Source organism: Pseudoxanthomonas sp. F11, assembly GCF_037046485.1.
In the GTDB taxonomy this organism is placed as follows: Bacteria; Pseudomonadota; Gammaproteobacteria; order Xanthomonadales; family Xanthomonadaceae; genus Pseudoxanthomonas_A.
Window position 1 is genome coordinate 413,440 of sequence record NZ_JBANLZ010000002.1, and the last position, 25,225, is coordinate 438,664.

Genomic DNA, 25,225 nt, shown 5'->3' on the forward strand with positions numbered 1-25,225 from the left:
CAAGGCCCCGTGGTATGCCGACGAACGACACACTGAGCTTCACCGAACTGGACCGCCGGCTCCGGGAGATGCCCGACGGCCCTGCGGCCACCCTCAGCACCCCGCCACTCTTCCGTATCGCCAATGTCGTGGGCGCCGTCGCGGCCATGTTCACGCTGGTCCCGTTCGTGCTGGTCCACATCATGACCCCCGGAAAATGGATGATCACGTGGGCGCAGATCGGCTTCGCGGTATTTCTGCTCGCGCTGCTGCCCGGGATTGCCCGTTCATACGGCGTGCTGGGCTGGTCGCTCTGGCGGTGGCGTGCCGAACAGGTCAGCCAACTCGACCATGACATGCCGCTGTTCCGGACGATCATCGTGTGGCTGAGCGAACGTCCAACCGCCGCCCTGGAGGAACACCAGCGCATGGCGCGGCTGGCACTGGCGCAGATGTCCGCCAAGATCGGCATGTTCACCGGCGGACTTGAACGTCTCGGCGTACTGCCGGTGCTGGTGTCGGCGTGGCTGTTCCTCCGTCATTGGAACGACCTGCTGGGCATGCCCGCCTGGCAACTCATTCTCGGCATCGGATTGATCGTGTTCTACTTCGCCATGATGGTCGCCAACCTCAAGCGCATCCGCCTGCAACTCTACGAATCTTTGCTGTCCGAGGCGCTGGCCATGAAGTCCGGCTCCGGAGCCGCAGCGCCGTAGGGCGGGCACATGAAACTATCATGGTGACAAGGTCAAGGAGGGAGTCATGAAATCGATTGGAGAAACGCTTTTTCGGTTGGATCGAAACGGCAAGCCCTTTCCCGTGCCGGCCCATCAGCGCGTCAATGCCAAGGTACTCGGACTTCAGGAAAGCTGGTTCCGTGATGCCATCTTCGCCGAGCCGGAACTGGTTATTGGTCCCTGCCGTACGGCAGGCCGCGTCGATGCCGACGAGACATGGCTTCCATGGCGCGTGGAAGTCAGTTTTGATGCAGGACCTATCGATGTGCTCCTGGTCTCTTCGCATGGCCGCATCGGTATCGTCGAAACGAAGCTGTCCTACAACCCCCAGAAGCGCCGGGAAGTCGTGGCGCAGGTGCTGGACTATGCGTTGTCACTGCAGGATTGCGACCGGGAAGACCTGCCGGTTCTGCCGGACTCTCCGCATGCGCCATTGGAAGAGGATCTGGTGGAGTGCCTGAATTCCGGGAGATTCCTGTTGATCATCGCCGGCGATGCGCTTGACCCGAGAGCGCTCCGGCTGTCGCAATCCATGCTCGCCAGGCACCTCACCAGCGAGTGGGACCTGGCGATGGTCGACTTGAACGTCTATCGACAGCAGCAGAACGAGGGCGATCTGCTGTTGGTGCCTGAACTATTGGGCATGGTGCAGACAGACTTGCGGCAGGTCGTGCGGGTGGTGGTGCAGGGCGAGTCAGTCAAGGCGCGTGTGGTAGTGGACAAGATTGTCCATGAAGAGGAGCGCGTTCCACGTGGCTCTGCTCTGGCATCGTTCGACGAGTTCCTCGCCAACGTACAGAAAGAGGTGCCGGCCCAACTCGAGTCCGCTCGACGCATCGTCGATCGCATGCAGCAGGTGGCGGCACAGAGTGGTGGGGCACTGACGCTCTGGATTCGTACGACCTCGGCCAGTCTCTACCATGCCTCGCCGAGTGGTCCCCGCAGGTTCCTGTCTCTGCGCACTGACGGGCGGTTGAGGCTGGTGTTGGCGTATCTGCGTATCGCAGGGCTGGAGCAGGTCATCGACAAACTTGTCGATGCTGCGCCTCCGACTTTCTCGATCGACAGGAGTGATCGGGCCGCTGGTCTCAGGTACGTGCCGGACCAAGAGGCAAACATCTTCGGCTTCCTGGATCGCATGAGCAGCGTGCTGTCGCTCCGCGGCGCGTAGGGCCGGCTCAAGCCGCCTTCCCATCACTCACAATGCAATCCAGACGGTGGGCCAGGGCCCACCCTACGGCGCTATCGCTTTCCGCCGGACAGCCGCTCGAAGGCCTCCTCGGCGCCGGGACGCAGGTCCACGCCCAACGCGGGAAGCCCCCGCTGCCGCCGTGCCCGGTTGATCTGTTCCAGGAGGCGGGCCGCACGCAGGTCCGCCGCATAGTTCTGTTCCGGCGCAAGACGCGGAATCTCACGCAGGCCGACGAGCCAGTCCCCGCGCAGCAACGCGGCGCGATAGTAGCCCTCGGCCTTCACCGGATCGCGCTCGGACAACTGCGCGATGCGGGCCAACGACTGCAGCGCATACGAAGACCCCGCCTCGCTAGCCCCCCGCAGAAGCGCCAACGCCCGCGCCTTCGCGACCGGGTCGCTCATGGCGACACTCTCCGCCACCACCACATCCACCGGCGAACGCGCCCGCCCGTCAGCAGGCAACTGCGCCGCCTGTGCGCCATTGAAGACAGCCAGCTGGCCCGAGGTGGGAAAGCCGTGGCGGTTGAGCCAGGCGGCCTGCTCCGGCGTGGCGGCCTCCCACAACGCATCGCCGACCTCGATCCTCTCGCGGTGCAGCGCCGGAAGCGCCGCGAGGTCGGCAGCCTCGGTCCTGCCGCTCTGCGTGCTTGCCTGCTGCGCCGGATCGAAGGACGACGCAGATTCCGTCGTCGTCGTGGACATGAGGGAAGCGGTGCCTCTTCCCATCGATGGGACGACGTAGCGGTATGCCAGGCCGCCCAGTACCACGCACACCAACGCGAAAAGCAGAAGACCGCGGCGCATCGAGAAGGAAGGGACAAGGGAAGAGCCCAGAGCATGCAGCGCGCCTGAGGGTCCTGCAACCCGTCCGGGCAGCGGCGCCCCCCATCCGCTTCACACCGCCACGGTTACCCTGACGCCTCTCCCACGAGGCATCGCCATGGAACACGCCATCCACCCCTTCTCCGAACTGTTCGCCCAGCTGGGCCTGCCCGACGATCACGCCAGCATCCAGCAGTTCATCGCCACCCATTCCCCGCTGCCCGACGGCATGCGCCTGGAAGAAGCCCCGTTCTGGACGCCCGCCCAGGCCCAGCTGCTGCGCGAAGAACGCCTCGACGACGCCGACTGGGCGATGGTGGTGGACCGCCTGAACGTGGCCCTGCACGGTCGTCCGTAGGGCGGGCGCCCGCCCGCCTTCTCCTCCGTCGCCGCGCGATCCGGACGGTGGGCCAGGGCCCACCCTACGTCCGCCGGGCCTCTGCCAGCTGCGCTTCCAGTTCCGCGATGCGCCGGTCGCGTTCCTCCAGCGCACGCTGCACATCGTCGGCTTCGAACCGCATGGGGATGTACTTCGGGCAGTTCCAGTCGAAGGCTTCCACATGGATCGTCATCGTGCGCTCGGTACGGCCCGTCCCCGGTGACTCTTCCACGCTCAATCTGCCCAGCAGCTTCAGCCGCTGCCGGTGCATGTAGTCCATCAGGATCAACGCCACGCGGTCGTCGTTCGCCACGTTGCCCACGCTGATGAACTGCCGGTTGCCGGGCAGGTCGGCGAACGACAGCGTCTTCGCATCGACCACACGCAGGAAACCCGGCGCGCCGCCGCGGTGTTGCACGTACGGCCAGCCCGTTTCCGACACGGTGGCCATATAGAAACTCCGCTGCGCATGGATGAACGCCGCTTCGTCCGGCCCGAGTTCCGCATTGCGGACCTCATCCCCCGATTCGAAGGCGCGCGCGTACTGCGCGCGGCTGCCATCGCGCGCCTGGACCTCGCGGACCGCAGGGGTGAAGGCGATGTTCGCGAACGCGTGTCTCATCTCGGTCTCCGGAACGTAGGGCGGGCTCACGCCCGCCATCGCACACCCTGCGTCATCCAGCACGGCGGGCAGGGCCCGCCCCGGCTCACTGCGCCGGCAACACCTGCGCCGGACCGCCCGTGACCCGGCCGCGGGTCTTCGCGGTTTCGCCCAGGTAGGCCAGCGCGAACTGGGTGAACTTGACGCTGTGCTGCGCCGACTCGCCCATGGTGGCCAGCGTGTCGTACGGCGTGTGGATGTAGGGGAAGCTGCCGCCGGGATCGCCGGCCTCGAACATCATCGCCGCCGGATAGCCGGCGTTGGTCCACGACGCATGGTCGGAACAGGCGTAGCCGCAGGCGGTATTGCTGCGCGTCAGCCCCATCGGCGCCAGGTAGGTGTCGAACAGGGTGACGAAGAAGTTCTTCAGGTCGGTGTTGGAGTAGTCGCTGATCAGCTTCATGTCCGTGACCGCACCGGACTTGTAGTTGGTCATGTCCACCTGCAGCACGCTGACCACGTTGACGCCGCTGGCGCGGAACGACTGCGCGATGGCATTGGACCCGCGCAGGCCGACTTCTTCCGCCGCATAACCCATGAATTTCACCGTGCGCCGCGGCTGCCAGCCGTCGGCCAGGGCGATGCGCAGCGTCTCGGTGAGCGTGGCGATGCCGGAGGCGTCGTCGTCGGCGCCCGGCGCCAGCTGGTTGGGATCGTTGCGGGTGCTGCCGTTGATCGAATCCAGGTGCGCGCCCAGCACCACCACCTCATCGGGCAGGTCCCAGCCGCGGATGGTGAGGATCACCGACGGCTGCGTGCTGCAGGTGCTGCAGGCGGTGAACAGCTCGGTGGTGACATCGCTGCGGCCGGCGGCCAGCGACTGCCAGTGGTCGCGGATCCATTCGGCCGATGTCTTGCCGTGGCTGCTGGCGTAGTAGCGGTTGCGGTAGCGGGAGAGGTGGTTGATGGTGTCGTAGAGGCGCTGTTCCTGCACCTGCGGCAGCCAGCGGCCGACGGTGGCCTGGTTGTCCAGCGCGTAGCGGGCGAGCGCCGATTTGGCCATGGCCAGCTTCGCCCGGTCGCCACGCACGAAGGCCTCGGCCTGCGCGCGGTCGGGGAAGGCGAAATAGCCGCCGCAGCGGCGCTCGTTCTCGTGCACGTAGCGGCTGATGTCGCCCAGGCGATCGGCGCGGGTTTCGGCGATCACCAGCGGCATGCCGGTGCTGTCGCGCGGCCTGGCCACGCCACGGGCCAGGCCGCGGATGCCCTGCCAGGTCGCGTCGGAAGTCACGATGTACACCGGCGCGAACGGGTCGTCCGGTGCGGCCGTCGTGATGGGCGGACCGCGCCTGCCACCGGCGGGCGCGCGCGCTGTGCGCACGCCCTGGCGCGATGCGTCCACGACGGATGCAGGGGCGTGGGCAGGCGCGGCGGCGACGCGCGTGCGCGCCGGCGTCGGCGGCGTGTCCGCGCGCAGCAGCGCCAGTCCGGCCAGCACGAAGAACCACCATGTAGGCCAACCAGGCAACAACGGTTTCATGGTGCATCCCCCCGGATGGCGGCCCGTGGCCTCTGGAAGGCCACGCTACCACTTCCCCGGCCGCGCCACGCGTGCCGGGGACGGCCTACGCGGTCGGCGCGACCGCTGGCCACGGCGCCGGATCGAAGCGTTCGTCCGTGGCCATGCGCACGTTGCGCAGGTGGGCCGTGGCGAGGTGGGCGGCATGGCGCGGCTCGGCGAAGAAGCCGAACAGGATGGAGCGCCGGCGCGCGCCGGTGGGATTGAGGCTGGCGCCATGCAGCAGGTCGGCGTCGAACACCAGGATGTCGCCGGCGTGGCCGGACAGCTGCACCGCGCGCGCTTCGTCGGCCGGATCGAGCGCCGCGTCGCGGGTCGCGGGGCGGTGGCTGCCCGGCACCAGGCGGGTGGCGCCATTGTGCGGGCCGTAGTCGTCGAAGAAGGCCAGCGCATTGACGGTATCGCCGCGGCGCTCGGCCGACAGGTCGCGGTGCAGCCCCTGGTGGCCGGCGCCCTGCAGGGGCTCGCGGCCTTCCACCTGCGCCAGGAAGAAGCGCTCGCCGATCAGCGCCCCGGCCGCGGCCAGCACCGCGGGCAGGCGGCACACCGCCTGGACGGTGGGGTCCAGGTCCACCAGCGCATGCCGCCACCCGTGCCCGCGCGGCACCGGCCAGGCATGCGAGGGCAGGACGCCGTCGTCGAACGTGGCGCGGAGCGTGTCCAGCCAGTCGGACGGAATGGCCCCACGCAGCAGGACATAGCCATCACGAAGGAGTGCGTCGCGGTCGATCATGGGATTCCTGTAGGTGGCGTGGCGCGCTGCCGGAGCGCTCCCCGCCGCATGCCGCGGCGACGACTTACGCGCGCCCCCAGCCATTGTCGCGCGCCAGCGCCAGCGCCGCGCGTTCGGCGGCTTCGCGCGTGGCGTGGCGGGTGCGGGTGACCACGTCCACGCGCGCCTGGCCCGAGGCGATGCGGAACATCGCCCGCGCCTGCCAGTACGTCGCGCCCAGCGCATCCACGCGCTCCAGCGTCTGTACCGTCAGCGGGCAGCCGTGCTCGACGATCGTGCGCACACTCATGCCGCGACTCTACCGCCAAGCCGGCCGCTGTGACAGAACACGGCCCATGACCAGTGGCACTCCGGCGGCCTTCCGCGCTTTCGAAGAATGGAGGCTCTCTGCCAGGACCCTCCCATGCGCCAGCGTCTGCCTTCCCCATTCGATCCTGCACGTCGTCGTGGCCTGGCCGCGGCGGCGGTTGCGACCCTGTGCGTGCTGGGCGCAACCGCACAGGCGGCGTCCCCGTCCGTGGTCCCGCTCGATGTCGACGTCTCCGTGCCGCCCGCGGCCATCCGCAGCGGCGAGATGCGGCACTTCCTCTACGAGATGCGCCTGTCCAACTTCGCCAGCCGCGAGATCGCGCTGGCGCAGCTGGACGTCGTGGCGGACGACGGCCGCCTGCTGGCCCGCTTCGCGGCATCCGACCTGGCCGGCATGCTGGCGGTGCCGGGGCAGGCGGCCGGCACACCGAGCGGCAGGCTCGCGCCGGGGAGCTTCGGAACGCTGTTCATCGAAGTGCAGGTGCCCGTGGACGCCGCACCGCCGCGCGTACTCTCGCACCGCCTGAGCATCGCGGGCCCGACGGACGCCGATTCGAGCCGCGTCCAGCTCGATGGGCCACGCGTGGCCGTCGCGTCGTCGAGTCAGGTTGCGGTGCTGGGGCCGCCGCTGAAGGGCGGCGACTGGCTGGTGGCCAATGGCCTGTCGAACGACGCCGACCATCGGAGAACACAGGTGGTGCTGGACGGACAGGCACGGATCGCCCAGCGGTACGCCATCGACTTGGTCAAGCTGGACGCGGGTGGTCGCGCGTTCAAGGCCGATGCCACCCAGAACGCGGCGTGGGCCGGCTATGCGGAGCCCGTGCTGGCGGTAGCCGACGGTGCGGTGGTCAGCGTGCGCGACCAACTGCCCGACAATACGCCCGGCCAGTTGCCGGAAGGCAGGATTTCACTGGACACCATTGCCGGCAACGCGGTGATCTTGGATGTCGGCCAGGGCCGGTACGTGACGTACGGCCACCTGATTCCCGGCAGCGTGACTGTCAGCCCCGGTCAGACGGTCACGAAGGGGCAGGTGATCGGCAAGTTGGGAAATTCGGGCCAGTCCGATGCGCCGCACCTGCACCTGCACGTGGCGGATGCACCGTCGCCGCTGGCGGCGGAGGGCCTGCCGTACACGTTCGAATGCCACCGGCCGCGCGGCACGGTGACGTCGCTGGAGGCGGTGATGGAAGGCAAGCCCGCATCGCGGTCCAGCAAGGACCACGCGCCGAGATCGGACCAGTTGCCGGTCGACAACGACGTGATCGCGTTCTGTGAGTGATTGCCGGGGCGGGTCCGGGAGGCGGTCCATGCTCACCCTCAAGAGCAGGCACTGCCGGGCACGGTGACGGCAAGACCGGTCTGCACGCACCGCTGCCGCACCGGCGTGGACGCCACGTGTCTTCTTGAGAAAACCGGATCGGCTGTCGACAAGGCGTTCGCGTGCTCCTGCGGCGTCGGGTCCGGAGGGGCGACGACGGGCAGCGGGCGCGGGCTCATGACGCTCCCGATACATGTGCGCGGAGATACTGACCCCCCGCCCTGCCGAGTTCCCCCATGCCCCCAAGCACCCGCGAAGACGTCATCCTGCAACTGGACCGCGTGGATACCGCGCTGGAGGCGCCCGAGGCCGACAAGGCGGCGCTCCTGCGCGAGGCCCTGGACTGGCTGGCCGAACATCCGCCCAAGGTGGCCGCCGACGCGCTGTACTACCGCGAGCGGCTGGAGGTGATCCGCCAGCGCCACGGCGCCGCGTAAGCGGCCTCAGGCCTGGTACTGCTTCTCTTCGATGAAGCGCGAACCGGCCAGGCGGTTGATGGCGTTCTTCACCTGGATGCGCTCGCCGTTGTGGCGCGCCACCGAGCGCGCCAGTTCGACGAAGTCCGCGTCGAACACCTGCACGGCTTCCTTCGCGCGCAGCGCGTCCTGCACGTCCCACATGCGCTCGTTGATCGCGCGCAGTGCGTCCTTCATGGCCGCCAGGTCGGCCTGCGCCGCCACCTGCGCGTCCCACAGCGTGCGCAGACCCTCCAGTTCCACCTGCACATGCGCACGCTTGCCGGCATCGTCGATGCGCGCGGCCTTGATTTCCAGGATGGACAGCTTGTCGGCCAGTTCGCCGATGGAGACGGGGATCAGGATGGTGTTCATGTGCGCATTCTAGCGCCGCGCCCTGGTGCACCGGGGCGTGTGGCCGGGGTCGCCGATTGCGCGTCCCCACGGAGTGCGCTGGAATAGGGCATGCGCGCCGGGGGGCGCCTCCAAGGGGAACACATGCGGAACGGGATGATGGGCCTGCTGCTGCAGGTGGGTGCGCTCGTGTCCGTGTCGGCGCGGGAACAGGCGGCGGCGCCCGTGGCGGACATCGCGCGCGCGGGGCGGTGGCGATGAACGTGCTGAAGGTGGGCTTCTTCGCCGCCGTGGCCGCGCTGGCGGTGCTGGCCGCGCGCGAATACCTGCCGCGCGATGCGGTGCAGACAGTGGCCGCGCGCGTCACCGGCGACGCCGCGACGGAATCCGGCGCGCCCAGCCGCCACGGGTTCGTTGACATCCCGCTGCCGGACGGACAGTCCGGCCACCACGTGGTGATCTTCGCGCCCGCCAACTGCCCGTCCGATGCGGCGCAGCGGGCCGAGGCGCTGGCGCGACGGCTGGACGACGCCGGCATTCCGTACACGCGGTCGCAGAGCGCGAACTTCAGCACGCTGTCGTCGCAGGACGAGGCGAACCGGGTGATGTCGGTGATGAACGGGCCGATCCCGATCGTCTTTGTGCGCAAGCGCGCCCGTGCCGATCCCGACGCCGAGGCGGTGGTGGCCGAGTACCGCGGCGGCTGAGGCCGCAGCGTTCCATCCGCAGGGTCGACCCTTGCTGCTGCGCCGCAGCATAATGGCGGGATGGATGTCGCACCGCCCCCCGTTTCCTCTTCGTCCGTCGCCGATGCGCTGACGCCCCGCCAGATCGGCCTGATCCTGTTCGCGCTGACGTTGGGCGGTTTCGCCATCGGCACCAGCGAGTTCGCCAGCATGGGGCTGATGCCGAACATGGTGGCCTCGCTGGGCGTGACCGAGCCGCAGGTGGGTCACCTGATCAGCGCCTATGCGCTCGGCGTGGTCGTCGGTGCGCCGCTGCTGGCGATCCTGGGCGCGGGCTGGAAGCGCAAGACCCTGCTGCTGGCGCTGATGGGCTTCTACGCCCTCGGCAACCTGGCCAGCGCGCTCGGCCCCACCTACGAAAGCCTGCTGGTGTTCCGCTTCATCGCCGGCCTGCCGCATGGCGCTTACTTCGGCGTGGCCGCACTGACGGCGGTGGCGATCAGTCCGCCGAACAAGCGTGGGCGCGCGATCAGCCTGGTGATGCTGGGGCTGACCCTGGCCATCCTGATCGGCAATCCGCTGGCGACCTGGCTGGGCCAGATGATCGACTGGCGCTGGGTGTTCGCCTTCGTCGCGCTGATCGCGCTGGCGACCGCCACGCTGCTGGCGATCTGGTCGCCCAGGGGGATCGAGGGCGCCAAGGCGCATCCGCGGGACGAACTGCGCGCCTTCCACCGCCTGCCGGTCTGGCAGGCGCTGGGCATCGGCGCGATCGGCTTCGCCGGCATGTTCGCGGTTTTCAGCTATCTCGCGCCGACGATGCTGGAGGTGACGCGGGTGGCGCCGGCGTGGATACCGCTGGGCCTGGCCGGTTTCGGCGTGGGCGGGGTGATCGGCAACTTCGTCGGCGGCTGGCTGTTCGACCGCATGCAGTTGCGCGGCGCGTGGATCGTCCTGGTCTGGGCCACGGCGATGCTGTTGCTGTTCCCGCTGATGGCGCAGACGCTGCCGACGATCCTGTTGGCCACCGTGGGCATCGGCCTGATGGGCGCGCTGGGGCCGATCCTGCAGTCGCACCTGATGGACGTGGCCGGTGATGCACAGACGCTGGCGGCAGCGTCGCACCACGCGGCCTTCAACACCGCCAACGCGCTGGGTCCGTGGCTGGGCGGCATGGCGATCACCGCCGGTTTCGGCTGGACCTCGACAGGTTACGTCGGCGCGGCGATGGCAATCGCCGGCCTGCTGATCTACGCCGGGGCGCGGCAGACGCTGCGGGCGGGAGAGGCCGCGAACGGCGTTGTGTGCGAACCGTCGCGCTGAAACCGCTGCATAAAACTGTCATCTGGATGAAATATTGAGGCGGCGGTTCCCGAAACGGAGCACCGCGCGCGTAATCATTCAACTCCCGGTGTCCGGTGCCGCTAAGGGAGTGCCTTCCTTTCCCGTATCGCACCCCCCATGGCGTCGTCCCCTGTTTCCCGTTCCTTCGGCCTGCAGACCAAGCTGCTGGGCGCCCTGGCCTTGGGCCTGGCCGTCATTCTGCTCTGCGCGCTTGCCGGCCTAGGCTCGGCCTGGTTCAGCTTGTCCACCGAGGTGCCGATGCAGGTCGCACAGGCGGCCGACGGCGAGCGACTGAGTCGCGAATTCCGCGTGCAGGTGCAGGAGTGGAAGAACATCCTGATCCGTGGGCATGACGAAGCACAACGCACCAAATACGTGGGTGCGTTCGATGCCAAAGGGCGGGAAGTCGCCCTGCTGGCCGAGCGCTTGTCGCGCGAACTCGCGGATCCGCACGCCCGCAGTCTCGCCGTTGCATTCGCAACCCAGCATGCGGAACTCGAGCGCAACTATCGCGCCGCGTTGGAACAGTTCGCCGCTGCCGGCTACGACACTCAGGCCGGCGATGCGCTGGTCAAGGGCATGGATCGCCAACTGGGCGAGACCCTTGAAGCGCTGGTGTCGCGGACGAAACGCATCGGGGACGAGGCCGTGGTCGCGCGCTCGCAGGACGCACGACGCACGCTGGTATGGTGCGCCGTGCTATCCCTCGCCGCCGCCGTCGTGCTGGTGCTGCTATTGGCATGGTGGCTGCGGCGTTCGGTGATCCGCCCGGTCATCGATGCGGCGGCTGCCGCGCGCGCAGTGGCCGAAGGCCGGCTCGACCGGCGCCTGGACGTACGCAGTCGCGACGAGATCGGCCAGCTCGGCACGGCGATGATTCACATGACCTCCACCCTGCAAGGCGTCATCGCGGAGCAGGGCGAGATGGCGAAGCAGCACGACGAGGGACGGATCAGCTATCGCATGGACGATACGCATTTCCCGGGCGAATACGGTCGCATGGTGCGCGGCACCAACGCGCTGGTGACTTCCCACTTGGACGTGATGCAGCGGCTCGTCGAGCTCATGCAGCGCTATGCCGTGGGCGACCTTTCGATGGACATGGAGCCGCTGCCGGGCGAGAAGGCGGCGCTCACGGAGGCTATGCGCACCACCAAGGCGAACCTGTCGGCGATCAACGGCGAGATCCGTGGTCTGGCGCAGGCGGCCGCGGCCGGCGATTTCAGCCGGCGCGGCGACGCGGCGCGCTACGAACACGACTTCCGGGCGATGGTCGATGGACTCAACCGTCTGATGGAAACCACCGAGGACAACCTTGCTGACGTCTCCAAGCTGCTGCGTGCGATCGCGCGTGGCGACCTGACCGCGCGCATGGAGGGCGACTTCCATGGCGTGTTCGCCACCATGCGAGACGACTCCAACGCCACGGTGGCCCAGCTGACCGACATTATCGGTGGCATCCAGCAGGCATCGATGGCGATCAATACCGCGGCAAGCGAGATCGCCGCGGGCAACAGCGACCTGGCGCGCCGTACCGAACAACAGGCCGCGAATCTGGAAGAAACGGCGGCGTCCATGGAGGAGCTGACGTCCACTGTGCGCCACAACGCGGACTCCGCTCGCCAGGCCAATCAACTGGCGATCAGCGCCGCCTCGGTTGCGTCGGAGGGCGGCGCTACGGTGGAGCGTGTCGTGGACACCATGGCCCAGATCGAGCAGTCATCCCGAAAGATCGCCGAGATCATCTCGGTCATCGACGGCATTGCCTTCCAGACCAATATCCTGGCGCTGAACGCCGCGGTGGAGGCTGCGCGTGCCGGCGAGCAGGGTCGCGGCTTCGCGGTCGTGGCTTCGGAAGTCCGTACCCTGGCGCAACGCTCGGCGAACGCGGCGAAAGAGATCAAGGGTCTGATCGAAACGTCCGTGGACAAGGTCGCCGATGGCGCGGCGCTGGTGAATCAGGCCGGCGCCACGATGGGCGACATCGTCGCCAGCGTCCAGCGCGTGACCGACATCATGGCCGAGATATCGGCGGCTTCGCAGGAACAGTCGGCGGGCATCGAGCAGGTCAACCTGACCATCATGCAGATGGATGAGGCGACGCAGCAGAATGCGGCACTCGTGGAGGAGGCCTCGGCCGCGGCCCGTTCGATGGAAGAACAGGCCCACGCGTTGTCGGAATCGGTGGCCGTGTTCAGGACTGACGCGCGCGCCGCGCCGCGGCGGTTGGCCGTAGCGGCCTGATCCCCGCGCTACTCCGGTGACGACGCCGCAGGCGGTGAGCCCGACCGCCAGCGTCGCGTGGTGCGCTGGAAGAACTGGCTGTTGGGGATCTGCAGCACGGTGTCGCCGCGCAGTGCATCTTCTTCAAGCAGCGTCGTATAGAGCAGGTTGATGTCGATGACGCGGCCGCGCAGGCCGGGTTTGTCGCCGTTCTCCAGCACCTCGATGTGGTCGTGCACGCGGAACGGGCGCGTGGTCAGGATCAGCACGCTGCAGAAGATGTTGGACAGCACGCTCCAGGCGGCGAAGAAGGCCACGGCGGCCACGGCAGTGAAGCCGGTGAGCGCCGTCCACAGCACGCTGGCCGACACGCCCAGCCGCCCCAGCGCGACCATGAACGCCGAGACGTAGACCACGACGCCCAACAGCCGGCGCGCGCTGACCGCCACCTGCGCCGGCAGGTGGTAGTGCGCGCACAGGCGCTTCACCACGAGGCGGAGCACGCGCAACAGCAGCCAGGCGGCCAGCAGGACGGCCAGCGCCTGCGCGATCGGGATCGCCGCCTCGGTGCCTTCACGTACCCAGCCGGCGAGTGCGGGCCCGCTCATCGCCAGGCCTCGAAGGGGGCGGCCTTGGAAAGTATCTCGACGCGCATGTTCATGACGGAAGGGTGGCCGCGTGCATGCGAACGGTCAAGGTTCGAAAGGATGCGCCTTGCCGCACGCGTAGACATGGTTGTAGTCGCTGGACATGCACTGGTAGAAATCCCGGCGCGCGCCGGTGGCGGCCTGGCAGTCCGGCACGGTCAATACGGCCAGCAATGCCTTCAGCGCCGGCGTGGCGGCATCGTAGGCGGCCTGGCTCAGGTAGCCGCTGCGCAGGTTCTTCCCGCTCACCTCCAGCATGGTGTCCACGCCCCAGCGCGCGTTTTCCACGGCCTTGTCGCAGGCCAGCGCGGGTGACGTCTCCTGCACGTTCGACAGGTGCTCCGCGATCGCGGCGACATCGGCCTGCACCTGGGCGGGGAGCGTCCGCAGCGGTGCATCGGCCTGCGCGCCGGCCGATGCGCTCGTCAACGACAGGATCGGCAATGCGAGACGACCCAGCATGCGGTGGATGAATCGGGCAGAGGCCATCGTTGCCTGACGTGAGGAAGGCGCAGCCCGCATTGTAGGTCGGCGCGCTTGTGGCGGCACTCGCCCCTTGCAAGAATGCCGGGGCGCCGGAGCCGGCGCCGGTGCCGGCAGGAAGCGGTACCCGTCGTACCGGATCGATCGACACTTCCACTCTGTGAGGACCACATGACCTACAAGCTACTTGCCGCCATCGCGCTCGCCCTGACGACCGTGGCGCCCGCCGCCTTCGCGGGTGAATGCGAGGACAACTTCAGCAAGTCCGGCAGCATATTCTCCGGCACCGACTTCTCCAGCCGTGTCACCGTGCCCGATCTCTCGGTCAAGGATGCGATGGGACAGATGCGCGGCATCATGATCGCCGAGAAGATGGACGTGATCACCGAGGATGCCGAGACCGGCACGATGCTGGTCGAACAGCGCTCCACCAACACCACGCGCGCCATCCCCACGCTGATCGCCATCAGCGCCGAGGGCGGTGCCGCCACGGTGCAGATGACGGTGAAGACCGAAAAGGGCCAGATGGCCAAGCAGGATGCGATCCGTCCGTACATGTGCCAGCTGCTGGCCAAGGTGAAGGGCGGCAAGGAAGGCCGGGCGGCGGCGGCGCAGGGGGCGAAGACGCAGAACAACGCCGACGTGACGGTGAAGGACGTCTACGTGTTCTCGCGCGAGATCGCGCGCGAGGCCAAGGGCAATGCGGTGGCCGTGACGGCGCGCCACAAGGGCCGTCACTACGCCCTGCGCGGCCGGGTCGATTACGTGCAGGAAGACGGCCAGGACTACAACGTTTCCTTCGACATCCCCGAGCAGGGTTCCGGGTTGCTGCAGGTGCCGGGCGACAACGAGCCGCGCGTGGGCGTGGCCTGCCTGTTCAAGCCCAACCAGCTGGCCAACGTGCTGACCTTCCGCAAGGGCGACAAGGTGACATTCAAGGGGCAGTTCCTGCGCTACGACGACTTCAAGCGCGTGCTGTGGCTGCAGAACTGCGTGCAGACCCGTTGAGCCATATCCGCGCCTGAGGGTGTAACAAGCGAAGGGCGCCCGGAAAGGGCGCCCTTCGCCGTTGCGGCGTGCAGTGGCAGCTTGCCGGCCGCGGGTCAGTCCGCCTGCCGGCGAAAGACCCCGACATTGGTGTAGCTGCGGCCATCGCTCAGATGACCGCGCATGCGGATCACCAGCGTATCCCCATCGACCACCTCGCGTTCCGACCACTGCACCTCGCGGCCATCGTGCCAGGTGGTGGAGTGCAGCAACGTGGGCGAGACCGATTCGAAGCTCAGGGCGTCGGCATGTGGCGTGTCGTGGAAGGGGTAGGGCACCCCGTCGGCGCGGCCGCCGAATGCGGCGCGATGGCGCTTGCCGTTCCTGCCGAACCATTCCGAGCTGATCGAGAGCGTGCCGTCTTCCGTGCAGGCGAGGCGGTAGTGCCCGCTGCGCGGCGGGTGCCCCAGCTGGTAGTCGCATTGTTCGGGGAGCAGGCGCCAGGTGCCGGCGAAGGCGGCGGCGGCATGGGGGGACATGGACACTCCTTGTACGGGACGGACACGGCGGTGGCGGAGAGCCACCATGCTAGCGAGCCTCCCGGGTGGGAGAGTTGCTAACGCCGTCGCAGTTCCACACCTCGATGCAGGGATGAATACGCATCGATGCGCGTGCGCGGGTGGAAATGTGAGCCGGAATGCGACGTACGCCACAGCGCGCGGCGGCCCTTTGACCTTGCCGCGCATCAGGAACGTGCGCGGCCGGTGAGCGTGTCCAGCAGGCCTTCGGTGGTGAGAATGGCGTGCGCGTACGTGGGGGCGTTGATCTCGTGCGCGGCGTGCATCGCGGCCGTGCTGGCGGCGGCGGTGGCATCGCGGACGAGGGTCACGTGATAGCCCCGTTCGGCTGCGGACCGGCCCGTGGCCTCGACGCAGGTGTTGGCGATCAGTCCCACCAGGATCACGTGGCTGATGCGGTGCTGCTTGAGCAGATAGTCCAGGTCGGTGTTGGCGAATCCGCTGCTGCCCCAGTGTTCCTTGACGATGATGTCGCCGGGCTGCGGGGCGAAATCCGGATGCCACTGCCCGCCCCAGCTGTCCCTGGCAAAGGTTTGCATGCGCGCCGCCCCCAACTGGGAGGGCGTGGGATGGTCCCAGCCCTTGAAATCGTCGGGTTCGGAACGGTGATGCGGCACGATGAACACGGGCAGTCCCGCCTGCCGGATGCACGCCAGTACGGCCTGAAGCCGGAGGTGCAGATCCACGCGCCGCGCCACCTCCGCCACCAGCGGCCACAGCTTGCCCTCTTCGGCAAGGATGTCGTTGTAGGGGTCGATCAGCAGCAGTGCCGTGCGCCCCGCGGGATAGGCCTGCATGGACATGGTGGCGTCCCGTGTAGCGCGAGTGGTGGCTCGCGTCGCCAGCATGGTGCAGTGTGCGCGGATCGCCTTGCATAGGCGTGCGGGAACGTGGCAGGTGGCACCAGGCCCGACCGTCAGCCCCGCCTCGTATCGCACCACGGAGGGGGGATGGCCGATCCGCGGTCGCGGGGCCGTACATCGAGCCTTCGATCCGGCAACCGCGCGTACCAGGGAGAGGCATCGAATGCGTGCTCCAGCGCATCGGCCACCAACAGTCTCACCAACGCATCATGCACTGCGCGGTCGCGCATCCTGAGTGCGGCCAGCGCAGCGGCCTGTTCTTCATCCCGCATGTCGGAGAACGCGTCGAACAGTCCCAGCGCCCGCGAGAGCGGTTCTCCACCGCTTCCGCACGCGGCGGGCCTTGAGGCGTCCGCGGGGACGCGGCATTCCGGCATACGCGCCGGTGCGGCAGGGGGGGGTCGATGTTCGCTCACATTTGAGAGTTCGCTGTCCGGACCCGGATCAGGACGCCGCCCGTCGTGCCCCCCGGCGGACTACCAGGGCTCGGGCAGGTCGCCTTCGCCCAGATGGCTGAACAGGAAGGCGCGCGCCTTGCGCCAGTCGCGCCGCACCGTGCGTTCGGTCACTTTCAACACCCCGGCGATCTCCAGTTCACTGAGGCCGCCGAAATAGCGCATTTCCACCACCTGGGCCAGGCGTGGATCGAGCTTGGCCAGGTCCGTCAACGCCTGGTCGAGGATCAGCAACTGCTCAAGGCGCGAGGTCTGGACCGGCTCGGTGGTCTCGTCCAGCGGCAGCAGGTCCATGCCGTCGCCGCGCTTTTCCGCCAGCGCGCGCCTGACCTCATCCAGCAGCACGAACCGCATGGCCCTGGCCACCAGCGCCACCAGATGGGCACGGTTCTCGACACTGAAATCCGCACCGGCAAGCTTCAGCCACGTCTCGCTGATCAGCGATGTGGGCGAGCGCACGTGCGAACGCCGTTGCTGGCGTATTTGCGCGCGGGCGATCTGGTGCAGGTCGCGATAGAGCAGCGCATAGATGCGATTCCAGGCGCCGGGATTTCCGCTGCCGACATCGTCCAGCAGGCGGGTGACGGACTCATCGCTTCCCGTGAGCGAGACACCGACATCCGCCGACCCCGGCCTGAGCATCGCTGGGGTCCCCGTGCCATGGGAGGGTCGTGGCGCCGTCATGTCCGGATTGAGTCCGTCATTGCGATCCAGATGCATATAAGACCCTGCACGCAGGCGATATGCAATGCGTAACAAGGGTTTTCGCTACAGGGGTCGGGGGAGAAGGAGGTGTGAATGCTGCAGGACGCGACCGACATCGGTGTTTCGTCGTAGGTGATCGGCAAGAGGATGTCATGCGCTGGTTGAACAGAATCCGACAGGGGGAGCTTCGCGATGGGGATCGTGCGGCCGTAACAGCGATAACGCGGGTTGCCAAAGGGGCAGGGGGGCGCTGGCATGGAAACTGACGGATTGATGGAGATCCGCCGGGAAGACAAGGGCGATGTGGCCGGTTCGCGTAGTTTCACGCCGCTGTCCGATGGACCGGCGTTGCCACAGGGACTGGGGCCGCGTGCGATGAGCCAGTGGCCCATCATGCAGCGCCTCACCGACCAGGAATGGAAGGTGCTGGTGCAGGTCCTGCCGGGGCGCGTCGGCGCGCGCGCGCGACAGGGTGGCAACGCGCGTCGTTTCATCGAGGCGGTACTGTGGGTCGCGCAGACCGGTGCCTACTGGTCGGATCTGCCACGCGAGTTCGGCTCGTGGCATGGCATCTACGTACGTTTCATACGCTGGTCGCAGGACGGCAACTGGACCGAGGTACTGACGTGCTTCGACGCGCGCGACCAACGCGCCCTGGATCTGCGTGCGCTGGTGCAACGCTATCTGCTTCGCAACAACACCAAACACCTGAGCAAGGTCATGCGGGCATCGTGAGGGATGCGCCGACGGAGGCGCCGCGCAACCGGAGCGATCCGGGATGCGGGCGAACCGACGGTATTCCGCCTGCGACCTTGTGGGATCTTTCTGCCGGCGTTCCCCCGTCGGCAGTTAGAGGGCGCCTCCCCTCCCCAGGGGGGCGACCCTGTCGCCTGCCATGCCCGACACATGGCAGGCATCGCGCTTCGGCGCCAGAGGGGGAGGTGCAATGCCTCCCCCTCGCTTTTTCCGCGAATCCTCACGCGCCGCTACGCAGGACTTAACGCGGCGCGGCATAGGCTGGCCTTCCCGCCATGGGAGCAGGCCAGATGAGTAGGCATGTCTTCACCGCACAGGACGCTTCCGGACGACGCTGCCGGATCCAGGTCCTCCGCAACGAAGAGGACGCACAGGCATCGCACGCGACGCCGGATGCGCATCCGCTCTATGTGCTCGAGGACGGCAGCCGCGTGCGCCGCGTCGACAACGACACCTTCCAGGTGGTTGGAACAGGCGCCTACGTCACGCGTGTGGCCGACTGACGGCGGCGTACGCACGGTGTTGCGATGACCGCGGCCCGGGTGGGGTATGTCTTCAGTAGACGGCAGAGGCGTGCAGGGGAGCGGGGTGCGTCCAGCCGGCACGCGCATCCAGGAAACCCAGTTCGACCAGCACGGCCGTGCCCACGACTTGCGCGCCCTGCCGTTCGACCAGCACAAGGGCGGCATTCAACGTGCCACCCGTCGCCAGCACGTCGTCGACGACGATGACGCGGGCTCCGGCCGGAAGCGCATCGGCATGGATCTCCAGACGGTCGCGTCCGTATTCCAGTCCGTAGTCCTGCGACAGCGTATGCCCGGGCAGCTTGCCGGGTTTGCGGACCGGCACGAATCCGACATCGAGCTCGCGCGCCAGCGCCGCCCCCAGGATGAAGCCTCGGGCCTCCACGCCGACGACGGCATCGAGCACCACGCCGCGCCACGGCTCGGCCATCGCGGCGATCGCTTCGGCGAACGCATCGCCATCGGCCAGTACCGGCGTGATGTCCTTGAACAGGATGCCGGGCTTGGGGAAGTCGGGGATATCGCGCAGCAGGTCGGTCCAGGCCATGGGCGGTGGAATTCCAGATGGGCCGCTGATGCTATCGCAGCCTGCGGGGTCCGGGATGCAGTCTCCCGCGCCGGGCGGCTAATCAGCGTGCCGCCGCAAGGCTATCCTCGCATTCCACCTCTCCAGGACATGCCCCATGAGCAACGCCCTTTCGATGTACCAGGCTTCGGTCCCCGTTCTTCTCCGCGCGCTCGGGAACCTGCGCCACGTGCTGGCGAAAGGCGAGGCGCATGCGCGGGACAAGGGCTATGAGCCCACGATCCTGCTGCAGTCACGACTGGCGCCGGACATGTTTCCGCTGGTGCGCCAGGTGCAGTTCGCCACGGATACGGCGAAGTTCGCCGTCGCCCGTCTGGCGGGCGTGGAGTCGCCGCGCTTCGACGATGTGGAAACCACGTTCGAGGAACTGTACGCGCGGCTGGATGCGGTCTGCGCCTATCTGCGCACTTTCGACGAGGCTGCGCTGGAAGGCAGCCAGGACCGCAGCATCACGCTGACCACGCGCACGCGCGGCGAGCTGAAGTTCGACGGCCGCGGCTACCTGCTGGGCTTCGTCCTGCCCAACCTGTTCTTCCACGCCACCACCGCCTACGCGATCCTGCGCCACAACGGCGTACCGCTGGGCAAGCTGGACTATCTCGGCCCCCAGGCCTGAGCAGACGCCGGGGCGACCTGTCCGCTCCGGCTGCCCACCGGCGTTGGAAAGGAAGAGCTGCGCGATCCCTGCCGCGCGGCGGCTTCCTTCGGGAAGCCGGTCGCCTGCGGCGACGGAGTGCTGCGTGTGTCACGACATGCGACGTGACCCTCCGATACTGTCGTCCGGGCCTCCACGCCTTGCGACAACCGTCGCCTGCGCGGATGCCGGGACCACTCCAGCGAGGGAAGCAGCGATGGCGACCGCACTACGGATCCTCTGCGTACATGGCGTGGGCCAGCATCCGCCCGGCGGGGCGTGGCAGCAGGCCTGGGAGGCCGCGATCCACGAGGCGTGCCGGCAGGTCGATGCCGAACGCGCGCTCGACATCCAGTACTGCCACTACGACGACATCTTCGCCCAGCACAAGGTCGGACTGGGCGACACGCTGGAAGCCCTGGCGCGTCTGCTGGCCAACGGCATCACTGCCCCGTTCCGGCGTGCGCGCGGGGACGATTCGCGCCTGCGGCATACCGCGGGCATGGTGGTGAAGTGGGTCGAAAGCCCCGCTTTCCGCAAGCAGACGCGCGACCGCCTGGTCGAGCGCATCCAGGCGGTGAAGCCGCATGTCGTGCTCGGCCACAGCCTGGGCTCGCTGGTCTGCTACGACACCTTCACCCACGAAGATTCCCGCGCCACCGCCAGCGGGCGCTACTTCGTCTCGCTGGGCTCGCAGATCGGCAATCCGTTCGTGCGCGGCGAGTACCAGGCCGGCCGCCTTAGCGCCATCGAGAAGGCGCGCTTCTGGTACCACCTGTACAACCGCTTCGACTCGGTGTTCACGGCGCGCGTCTCGATCGCGGCCGACAACTTCCGCCAGGTGGACACGCACTTCGACATCCCCGGCAATGCGGACCACGCGGCGGAGGAATACCTGCGCCATCCGCAGGCCGTCAGCACCTTCTGGTACGACGTGCTCAACGACGAGACCACGCGCATCACCCGTGCGCTGCGCGAACAGCGCCCCGTGTCCGCGCGCGTGGCCACGCCGCGCAAGCGCGCGCTGCTGATCGGCATCAACGACTATCCCGATCCGGACCAGCGGCTGGCCGGCTGCGTCAACGACGTGTTCCTGATGAGCGCCATGCTGCAGGAACAGGGCTTCGATGCCGGCGACATCCGCGTGGTGCTGGACGAGCGGGCCACCGCCGACGGCATCCGCGAGCGCGTGGACTGGCTGCTGGACGGGGTGCGTTCCGGCGACCAGCGCATCCTGTACTACAGCGGCCACGGCGCGCAGCTGCCCACCTACGGGCTGGGCGACCGGGTGGACCGCATGGACGAGACGCTGGTGCCTTACGACTTCGACTGGACCGAGGACACCGCGCTCACCGACGACTGGCTGTTCGAGCGCTACGTGCAGCTGCCGTACGACGTGGATTTCAGCATCCTGCTGGACTGCTGCCATTCCGGTGGCATGGCCAAGGGCGGCCCCGCGCGCATGCGCGGCCTCAATCCGCCCGACGACATCCGCCATCGCGCGCTGAAGTGGGACGCCGTGCGCGAGATGTGGGTGCCGCGCGAGCTGGAGGTCGCCGCGCGCAAGCAGCTGGCGGTGGACCAAGACACCATGCCGCTGGGCGACATGAGCGGGCGCCTGGGCTACGCGCTGCCGGTACGCACGCTGCCGCTGGGCGAAGCGCGCCAGCTGCGCAAGACGCTGGGCCACAAGGGGCCGTACATGCCGCTGCTGGTCTATGCCTGCCAGGAGGGCGAATTCGCCTACGAATACGAACACGGCGCGATCCAGCATGGCGCGTTCACCTACGCGCTGGTGAAGAACTGGCGGCGGATGCTGCGCGGTGGCGCGGGCGACCGGCGCCGCCTGAAGGTCAGCGATCTGGTGAAGTACACCTCGCAGGAACTGCGCGAGCTGGAATACGACCAGACCGCGGCACTCGCCGGGCCGGAAATCCGCCTGTCGCGCTGGATGTAGCGCGCTTCAGCCCGCGGCCACGCACTCGCGCGCGCGCGCCAGCAGCAGGGCCTGTTCGCGCGCGTTGCGGGTCATCGCGGCGGCGCGCTCGAACTCGGCGCGCGCTTCGTCATGTCGCGCCAGCTTGAACAGCAGGTCGCCGCGCACGCTCGGCAACAGGTGGTAGTGCTTCATCGCAGGATCGGCCTGCAGCCGGTCCACCAGCGGTAATGCGCTTGCCGGTCCGGTCGCCATCGACACTGCGACCGCACGGTTCAATTCGACCACTGGCGACGGATTCACCTGCGCCAGTGCTGCGTACAGCGTGGCGATCCGCACCCAGTCGGTGGCATCGGCCGTGCGCGCGCGGGCGTGGCATGCGGCGATCGCGGCCTGCAACGCATACGGGCCGAAGGCGCCGCCCAGTTGCTCCGCGCGCGCCAGTGCCTCCAACCCGCGCCGAATCAGCAGCTGGTCCCAACGGCTGCGGTCCTGGTCGAGCAGCAGGACGGCTTCGCCGTCCTTGCCCACGCGCGCATGCAGGCGCGAGGCCTGGATCTCCATCAGCGCCACCAGCCCGTGCACCTCGGGCTCGCGCGGCGTCAGCGCGGCCAGCATGCGGCCCAGCCGCAACGCTTCCTCGCACAGCGCCGGTCGCACCCAGTCATCGCCGCTGGTGGCCGCATAGCCTTCGTTGAACACCAGGTAGACCACGCCCAGCACGCTGGCCAGGCGTTCGTGCAGCGCGTCGCCGCGCGGCACCTCGAACGCCACGTCGGCCTCGGCCAGCGTGCGCTTGGCGCGCACGATGCGCTGGGCCACGGTCGGTTCCGCCGCGAGGAACGCGCGCGCGATCTCGTCCGTGGTCAGCCCGCACAGCAGGCGCAGCGTCAGCGCCACCCGTGCCTCCATCGACAGCACCGGGTGGCACGAGACGAACACCAGCCGCAGCAGGTCGTCGTCGATGTCGTGGTCCAGCGCGTCCTCGTCGCGGCTGCGGCGTTCGTCCTGGATGTCTTCCAGTTCGCGCGCGAGTTCTTCGTGCTTGCGGTCGAGCAACTGCAGGCGGCGCAGGCGGTCGATCGCGCGGCGCTTGGCGGTGGTCATCAGCCACGCCCCCGGATTGTCCGGCACGCCGTCACGGGGCCAGGTCTCCAGTGCGGCGACCAGCGCGTCCTGCGCCAGTTCCTCGGCCAGGTCCAGGTCGCGCAGCATGCGGGCGAGGCCGGCGATCACGCGCGCCGATTCTATGCGCCAGACGGCATCGATCGCGCGATGGGTGGGCGAGGTCGTGGACATGGCGCGCATCAGACCACGGCGCTGCGGCCGGTGAAAGCCGCAGCGCAACGTAGGCAGTCGTCATGGCGTCCACGCCGCGCCCGCACCGTCATCACGCATCCTTCTCGCAGTTGATCATCCACGGCACGCCGAACCTGTCCACCAGCATGCCGAAGCGCACCGCCCAGAACGTCTGTGCCAGCGGCATGGTCACCTGGCCGCCGTCGGACAGCGCGGCGAAGATGCGCTCGGCCTCCTTGATGCTGTCCACCGACAGCGAGACCGAGCAGCCCTTCACGCCCTCGTAGGGTTGCGCCGGGTGGTTGTCCGATCCCATCAGCACGGTCTGCCCGAACATCACGTGCGTATGCATGATCTTCTGCCCGTACTCGGCCGGGATGTCGCCGCAGCCCTCCATGCCGTCGAACCGCATCATCGGCCCCAGCGTACCGCCGGTCGCCTGCGCGTAGAAGGTGAAGGCGGCTTCGCAGTCGCCGTTGAGGATCAGATAGGGATTGACGTTCATGGTGGGCTCCTCGGGTGATCGGGTGCAGGGCCGGCACGGCCTGCTCGTGTTCTCCGACGAACCGGCAGGGCCGGAATCGACAGCGTCGGAGATGAAGAGGCATTCGGCCTGCGCGTCCGTCAGCGGACGGCGTCGCCGGGATCGGCCGCGGCGATGGCCTCGCGCTGGCGCCGGGTCAGCTTGGCCAGGGCGTGGCGGTACGACCACGCCACCAGGTCCTTCAGGTAGGCGCCCGGCACCGAGGATACGTCCACCACGGTCACCCAGCGGTGTTTGCCCAGCCAACGCGCGGGCTTGATGCCGGGCTGGTCGGTCAGTTCCAGGAAGCGCTCCGGTGCCACCTTGAAGCTGAAACGCCAGCGCTCGGGTTCGCTGGTCTTGAAATAGGCGAAGCGCTTCCCGCCCACCTCGTACACCAGGATGTTCGACGGTTCGCCGTACAGCGTTTCCACGCTGCCCGGCAGGGCGCGGCAATGGCGTTTGAGGGTGGCGACATCCATGCCGCGATGCTAGCGCCGCAGTCGCCCGGATGGCGTACAGACGAGGCGGGTCGAGGGCGGGGGCGGCCCTCGATGCGGCATGAGGCCCGCCGCACGGCGTTCCGCGGCTCCGGCTACAGTGGCGCCACGTCGTCCACCCCTGATCCCGGAGCCGCCGATGAGCCGCCCTTCCGCCTTCACCCGTCTGGCAAAGAAAGCCTCCACCTTCACCGGCCGCCCTGCCTGCTTCGCGCTGGCGCTGGGGATCATCGTGGCCTGGGCGGTTACCGGGCCGCTGTTCGGCTACAGCGATACCTGGCAGCTGGTGATCAACACCGGGACCACGGTCATCACCTTCCTGATGGTGTTCCTGATCCAGAGCACCCAGAACCGCGACACCGAGGCCATGCAGATCAAGCTGGACGAACTGATCCGCGTCTCGCGCAGCGCCAACAACGCGCTGCTGGACCTGGAGGAACTGGAAGAGAAGGAACTCGACGACCTGCGCGCGCATTACGAAGACATGGCACGGCAGGCGCGGGAGATGCAGCAGGCGAAGACCAAGCGCGGATAGCGGCCGCACCGCCATCCCTACGCCAACCGCTTCTCCATCCGGTAGTTGTGGATGTCCACGCCATCGAGCACCAGATCGTTGCGGCCGAGCAGGGTGAAGCCGCGGCGTTCGAACAGAGGGCGGGCGAGTTCGCTGGCTTCGACGAAGATCCGGTGCAGGCCGCGGCGCCGGGCGTGCGCTTCGATGGCGTCATAAAGATGCGAACCCACGTGCAGGCCTTCGGCTTCCGGCGCGACGTACAGCATGTCGAGATGACCGTCGGCCTCCAGGTCGGCGAACCCGAGGAGCCCGCCGGCCTCATTCTGCGCCACCACCACGAAGCGTCCGTCGCCGCAGCGCGCCGCCGTGTTGGCGACATCAGCGGTGGCCGCCCACACCGCGACCTGTTCGGGCGTGTACACACGCGGCCCGTAGTGGCGCACGGAGCGGACGTACAGCGTGGTCAGCGCGGCGGCGTCGGTGGAGTGGTAGGGACGGAGGGTGGGCATGACCCGC

Annotated in this window: 30 protein-coding genes; 14 read left to right on the forward strand and 16 right to left on the reverse strand. The window is 68.2% G+C overall.

The window, feature by feature from the left end; all coding sequences use genetic code 11:
- Positions 1 to 14: 14 nt before the first annotated feature.
- Together V8246_RS07650 and V8246_RS07655 are read left to right on the forward strand one after the other, a co-directional pair.
- A complete protein-coding gene (locus tag V8246_RS07650) occupies positions 15 to 695 on the forward strand; it encodes a hypothetical protein (protein WP_336188634.1) in 681 nt (226 codons plus the stop codon).
- A 46-nt stretch (positions 696 to 741) separates the two neighbouring features.
- Complete coding sequence (locus tag V8246_RS07655; protein ID WP_336188635.1) at positions 742 to 1,887, forward strand: hypothetical protein; 1,146 nt, start codon at positions 742 to 744, stop codon at positions 1,885 to 1,887.
- A gap of 71 nt (positions 1,888 to 1,958) precedes the next feature.
- Here the strand turns inward: V8246_RS07655 and V8246_RS07660 are convergent, their stop codons facing one another.
- A complete protein-coding gene (locus tag V8246_RS07660; protein ID WP_336188636.1) occupies positions 1,959 to 2,612 on the reverse strand; it encodes a hypothetical protein in 654 nt (217 codons plus the stop codon).
- Positions 2,613 to 2,850: 238 nt separating this feature from the next.
- On the opposite strand from V8246_RS07660, the gene V8246_RS07665 reads away from it, so the two are divergent.
- Positions 2,851 to 3,090, forward strand: a complete 240-nt coding sequence (locus V8246_RS07665; RefSeq protein ID WP_162110656.1) for a DUF2789 domain-containing protein — start codon at positions 2,851 to 2,853, stop codon at positions 3,088 to 3,090.
- A gap of 64 nt (positions 3,091 to 3,154) precedes the next feature.
- On the opposite strand, the gene V8246_RS07670 is transcribed toward V8246_RS07665, so the two are convergent.
- The 4 genes from V8246_RS07670 to V8246_RS07685 form a co-directional block, all read right to left on the reverse strand.
- The gene (locus tag V8246_RS07670; RefSeq protein WP_336188637.1) at positions 3,155 to 3,733 is read right to left on the reverse strand and encodes a pyridoxamine 5'-phosphate oxidase family protein; all 579 of its coding nucleotides are present in this window, start codon (positions 3,731 to 3,733) and stop codon (positions 3,155 to 3,157) included.
- An 85-nt stretch (positions 3,734 to 3,818) separates the two neighbouring features.
- Complete coding sequence (locus tag V8246_RS07675; RefSeq protein ID WP_336188638.1) at positions 3,819 to 5,252, reverse strand: M20/M25/M40 family metallo-hydrolase; 1,434 nt, start codon at positions 5,250 to 5,252, stop codon at positions 3,819 to 3,821.
- An 85-nt stretch (positions 5,253 to 5,337) separates the two neighbouring features.
- Entirely contained in the window at positions 5,338 to 6,024 is a 687-nt protein-coding gene (locus V8246_RS07680) for a phytanoyl-CoA dioxygenase family protein (protein ID WP_336188639.1), read from the reverse strand.
- 64 nt (positions 6,025 to 6,088) lie between these two features.
- Positions 6,089 to 6,313, reverse strand: coding sequence for a hypothetical protein (locus V8246_RS07685; protein ID WP_336188640.1), 225 nt, complete (start codon positions 6,311 to 6,313; stop codon positions 6,089 to 6,091).
- 114 nt (positions 6,314 to 6,427) lie between these two features.
- On the opposite strand from V8246_RS07685, the gene V8246_RS07690 reads away from it, so the two are divergent.
- Together V8246_RS07690 and V8246_RS07695 are read left to right on the forward strand one after the other, a co-directional pair.
- Positions 6,428 to 7,618: a M23 family metallopeptidase gene (locus tag V8246_RS07690; protein ID WP_336188641.1), complete on the forward strand. Its 1,191-nt coding sequence runs from the start codon at positions 6,428 to 6,430 to the stop codon at positions 7,616 to 7,618.
- A gap of 275 nt (positions 7,619 to 7,893) precedes the next feature.
- Positions 7,894 to 8,094: a hypothetical protein gene (locus V8246_RS07695; protein WP_162110651.1), complete on the forward strand. Its 201-nt coding sequence runs from the start codon at positions 7,894 to 7,896 to the stop codon at positions 8,092 to 8,094.
- 6 nt (positions 8,095 to 8,100) lie between these two features.
- On the opposite strand, the gene V8246_RS07700 is transcribed toward V8246_RS07695, so the two are convergent.
- Positions 8,101 to 8,487, reverse strand: a complete 387-nt coding sequence (locus V8246_RS07700; RefSeq protein WP_336188642.1) for a DUF6165 family protein — start codon at positions 8,485 to 8,487, stop codon at positions 8,101 to 8,103.
- A gap of 236 nt (positions 8,488 to 8,723) precedes the next feature.
- Between V8246_RS07700 and V8246_RS07705 the strand changes: the two genes are divergently transcribed.
- The 3 genes from V8246_RS07705 (at position 8,724) to V8246_RS07715 (ending at position 12,740) form a co-directional block, all read left to right on the forward strand.
- On the forward strand, positions 8,724 to 9,173 hold the full coding sequence (locus V8246_RS07705; RefSeq protein ID WP_336188643.1) for a hypothetical protein: 450 nt from the start codon (positions 8,724 to 8,726) through the stop codon (positions 9,171 to 9,173).
- A gap of 60 nt (positions 9,174 to 9,233) precedes the next feature.
- Positions 9,234 to 10,475, forward strand: coding sequence for an MFS transporter (locus tag V8246_RS07710; RefSeq protein ID WP_336188644.1), 1,242 nt, complete (start codon positions 9,234 to 9,236; stop codon positions 10,473 to 10,475).
- A 138-nt stretch (positions 10,476 to 10,613) separates the two neighbouring features.
- A complete protein-coding gene (locus V8246_RS07715; RefSeq protein ID WP_336188645.1) occupies positions 10,614 to 12,740 on the forward strand; it encodes a methyl-accepting chemotaxis protein in 2,127 nt (708 codons plus the stop codon).
- A gap of 8 nt (positions 12,741 to 12,748) precedes the next feature.
- On the opposite strand, the gene V8246_RS07720 is transcribed toward V8246_RS07715, so the two are convergent.
- Together V8246_RS07720 and V8246_RS07725 are read right to left on the reverse strand one after the other, a co-directional pair.
- Complete coding sequence (locus V8246_RS07720) at positions 12,749 to 13,327, reverse strand: mechanosensitive ion channel family protein (RefSeq protein WP_336188646.1); 579 nt, start codon at positions 13,325 to 13,327, stop codon at positions 12,749 to 12,751.
- 84 nt (positions 13,328 to 13,411) lie between these two features.
- Positions 13,412 to 13,828 carry a hypothetical protein gene (locus V8246_RS07725; protein WP_336188647.1) on the reverse strand — a complete coding sequence of 139 codons (417 nt, stop codon included), beginning with the start codon at positions 13,826 to 13,828 and terminating at the stop codon, positions 13,412 to 13,414.
- A 192-nt stretch (positions 13,829 to 14,020) separates the two neighbouring features.
- Between V8246_RS07725 and V8246_RS07730 the strand changes: the two genes are divergently transcribed.
- The gene (locus V8246_RS07730; RefSeq protein ID WP_162110643.1) at positions 14,021 to 14,857 is read left to right on the forward strand and encodes a hypothetical protein; all 837 of its coding nucleotides are present in this window, start codon (positions 14,021 to 14,023) and stop codon (positions 14,855 to 14,857) included.
- Between the two features lie 95 nt (positions 14,858 to 14,952).
- Here the strand turns inward: V8246_RS07730 and V8246_RS07735 are convergent, their stop codons facing one another.
- From V8246_RS07735 to V8246_RS07745, 3 genes are all read right to left on the reverse strand, one after another.
- Complete coding sequence (locus V8246_RS07735; RefSeq protein WP_336188648.1) at positions 14,953 to 15,375, reverse strand: hypothetical protein; 423 nt, start codon at positions 15,373 to 15,375, stop codon at positions 14,953 to 14,955.
- Between the two features lie 206 nt (positions 15,376 to 15,581).
- On the reverse strand, positions 15,582 to 16,217 hold the full coding sequence (locus tag V8246_RS07740; protein ID WP_336188649.1) for an isochorismatase family cysteine hydrolase: 636 nt from the start codon (positions 16,215 to 16,217) through the stop codon (positions 15,582 to 15,584).
- A gap of 536 nt (positions 16,218 to 16,753) precedes the next feature.
- Positions 16,754 to 17,374: an ECF-type sigma factor gene (locus V8246_RS07745; protein ID WP_336188650.1), complete on the reverse strand. Its 621-nt coding sequence runs from the start codon at positions 17,372 to 17,374 to the stop codon at positions 16,754 to 16,756.
- 318 nt (positions 17,375 to 17,692) lie between these two features.
- Between V8246_RS07745 and V8246_RS07750 the strand changes: the two genes are divergently transcribed.
- Together V8246_RS07750 and V8246_RS07755 are read left to right on the forward strand one after the other, a co-directional pair.
- Positions 17,693 to 18,172 carry a transposase gene (locus V8246_RS07750; RefSeq protein ID WP_336188651.1) on the forward strand — a complete coding sequence of 160 codons (480 nt, stop codon included), beginning with the start codon at positions 17,693 to 17,695 and terminating at the stop codon, positions 18,170 to 18,172.
- Between the two features lie 311 nt (positions 18,173 to 18,483).
- Positions 18,484 to 18,696, forward strand: coding sequence for a hypothetical protein (locus V8246_RS07755; RefSeq protein WP_336188652.1), 213 nt, complete (start codon positions 18,484 to 18,486; stop codon positions 18,694 to 18,696).
- 52 nt (positions 18,697 to 18,748) lie between these two features.
- On the opposite strand, the gene V8246_RS07760 is transcribed toward V8246_RS07755, so the two are convergent.
- A complete protein-coding gene (locus tag V8246_RS07760; RefSeq protein WP_336188653.1) occupies positions 18,749 to 19,264 on the reverse strand; it encodes an adenine phosphoribosyltransferase in 516 nt (171 codons plus the stop codon).
- A gap of 136 nt (positions 19,265 to 19,400) precedes the next feature.
- Here V8246_RS07760 and V8246_RS07765 point away from each other — a divergent pair, with 136 nt between their 5' ends.
- Together V8246_RS07765 and V8246_RS07770 are read left to right on the forward strand one after the other, a co-directional pair.
- Positions 19,401 to 19,919 (forward strand): DUF1993 domain-containing protein, encoded by a 519-nt coding sequence (locus V8246_RS07765; RefSeq protein ID WP_336188654.1) that lies wholly within the window; start codon positions 19,401 to 19,403, stop codon positions 19,917 to 19,919.
- Positions 19,920 to 20,154: 235 nt separating this feature from the next.
- Entirely contained in the window at positions 20,155 to 21,894 is a 1,740-nt protein-coding gene (locus tag V8246_RS07770) for a caspase family protein (protein WP_336188655.1), read from the forward strand.
- 6 nt (positions 21,895 to 21,900) lie between these two features.
- On the opposite strand, the gene V8246_RS07775 is transcribed toward V8246_RS07770, so the two are convergent.
- The 3 genes from V8246_RS07775 to V8246_RS07785 form a co-directional block, all read right to left on the reverse strand.
- A complete protein-coding gene (locus V8246_RS07775) occupies positions 21,901 to 23,172 on the reverse strand; it encodes an RNA polymerase sigma factor (RefSeq protein ID WP_336188656.1) in 1,272 nt (423 codons plus the stop codon).
- 91 nt (positions 23,173 to 23,263) lie between these two features.
- Entirely contained in the window at positions 23,264 to 23,677 is a 414-nt protein-coding gene (locus tag V8246_RS07780; protein ID WP_336188657.1) for a VOC family protein, read from the reverse strand.
- Between the two features lie 119 nt (positions 23,678 to 23,796).
- Positions 23,797 to 24,177 (reverse strand): MmcQ/YjbR family DNA-binding protein, encoded by a 381-nt coding sequence (locus tag V8246_RS07785; RefSeq protein ID WP_336188658.1) that lies wholly within the window; start codon positions 24,175 to 24,177, stop codon positions 23,797 to 23,799.
- 157 nt (positions 24,178 to 24,334) lie between these two features.
- Between V8246_RS07785 and V8246_RS07790 the strand changes: the two genes are divergently transcribed.
- A complete protein-coding gene (locus V8246_RS07790; protein WP_284448650.1) occupies positions 24,335 to 24,730 on the forward strand; it encodes a low affinity iron permease family protein in 396 nt (131 codons plus the stop codon).
- Positions 24,731 to 24,747: 17 nt separating this feature from the next.
- Here the strand turns inward: V8246_RS07790 and V8246_RS07795 are convergent, their stop codons facing one another.
- On the reverse strand, positions 24,748 to 25,218 hold the full coding sequence (locus tag V8246_RS07795; protein ID WP_336188659.1) for a GNAT family N-acetyltransferase: 471 nt from the start codon (positions 25,216 to 25,218) through the stop codon (positions 24,748 to 24,750).
- Between the last annotated feature and the right edge of the window lie 7 nt (positions 25,219 to 25,225).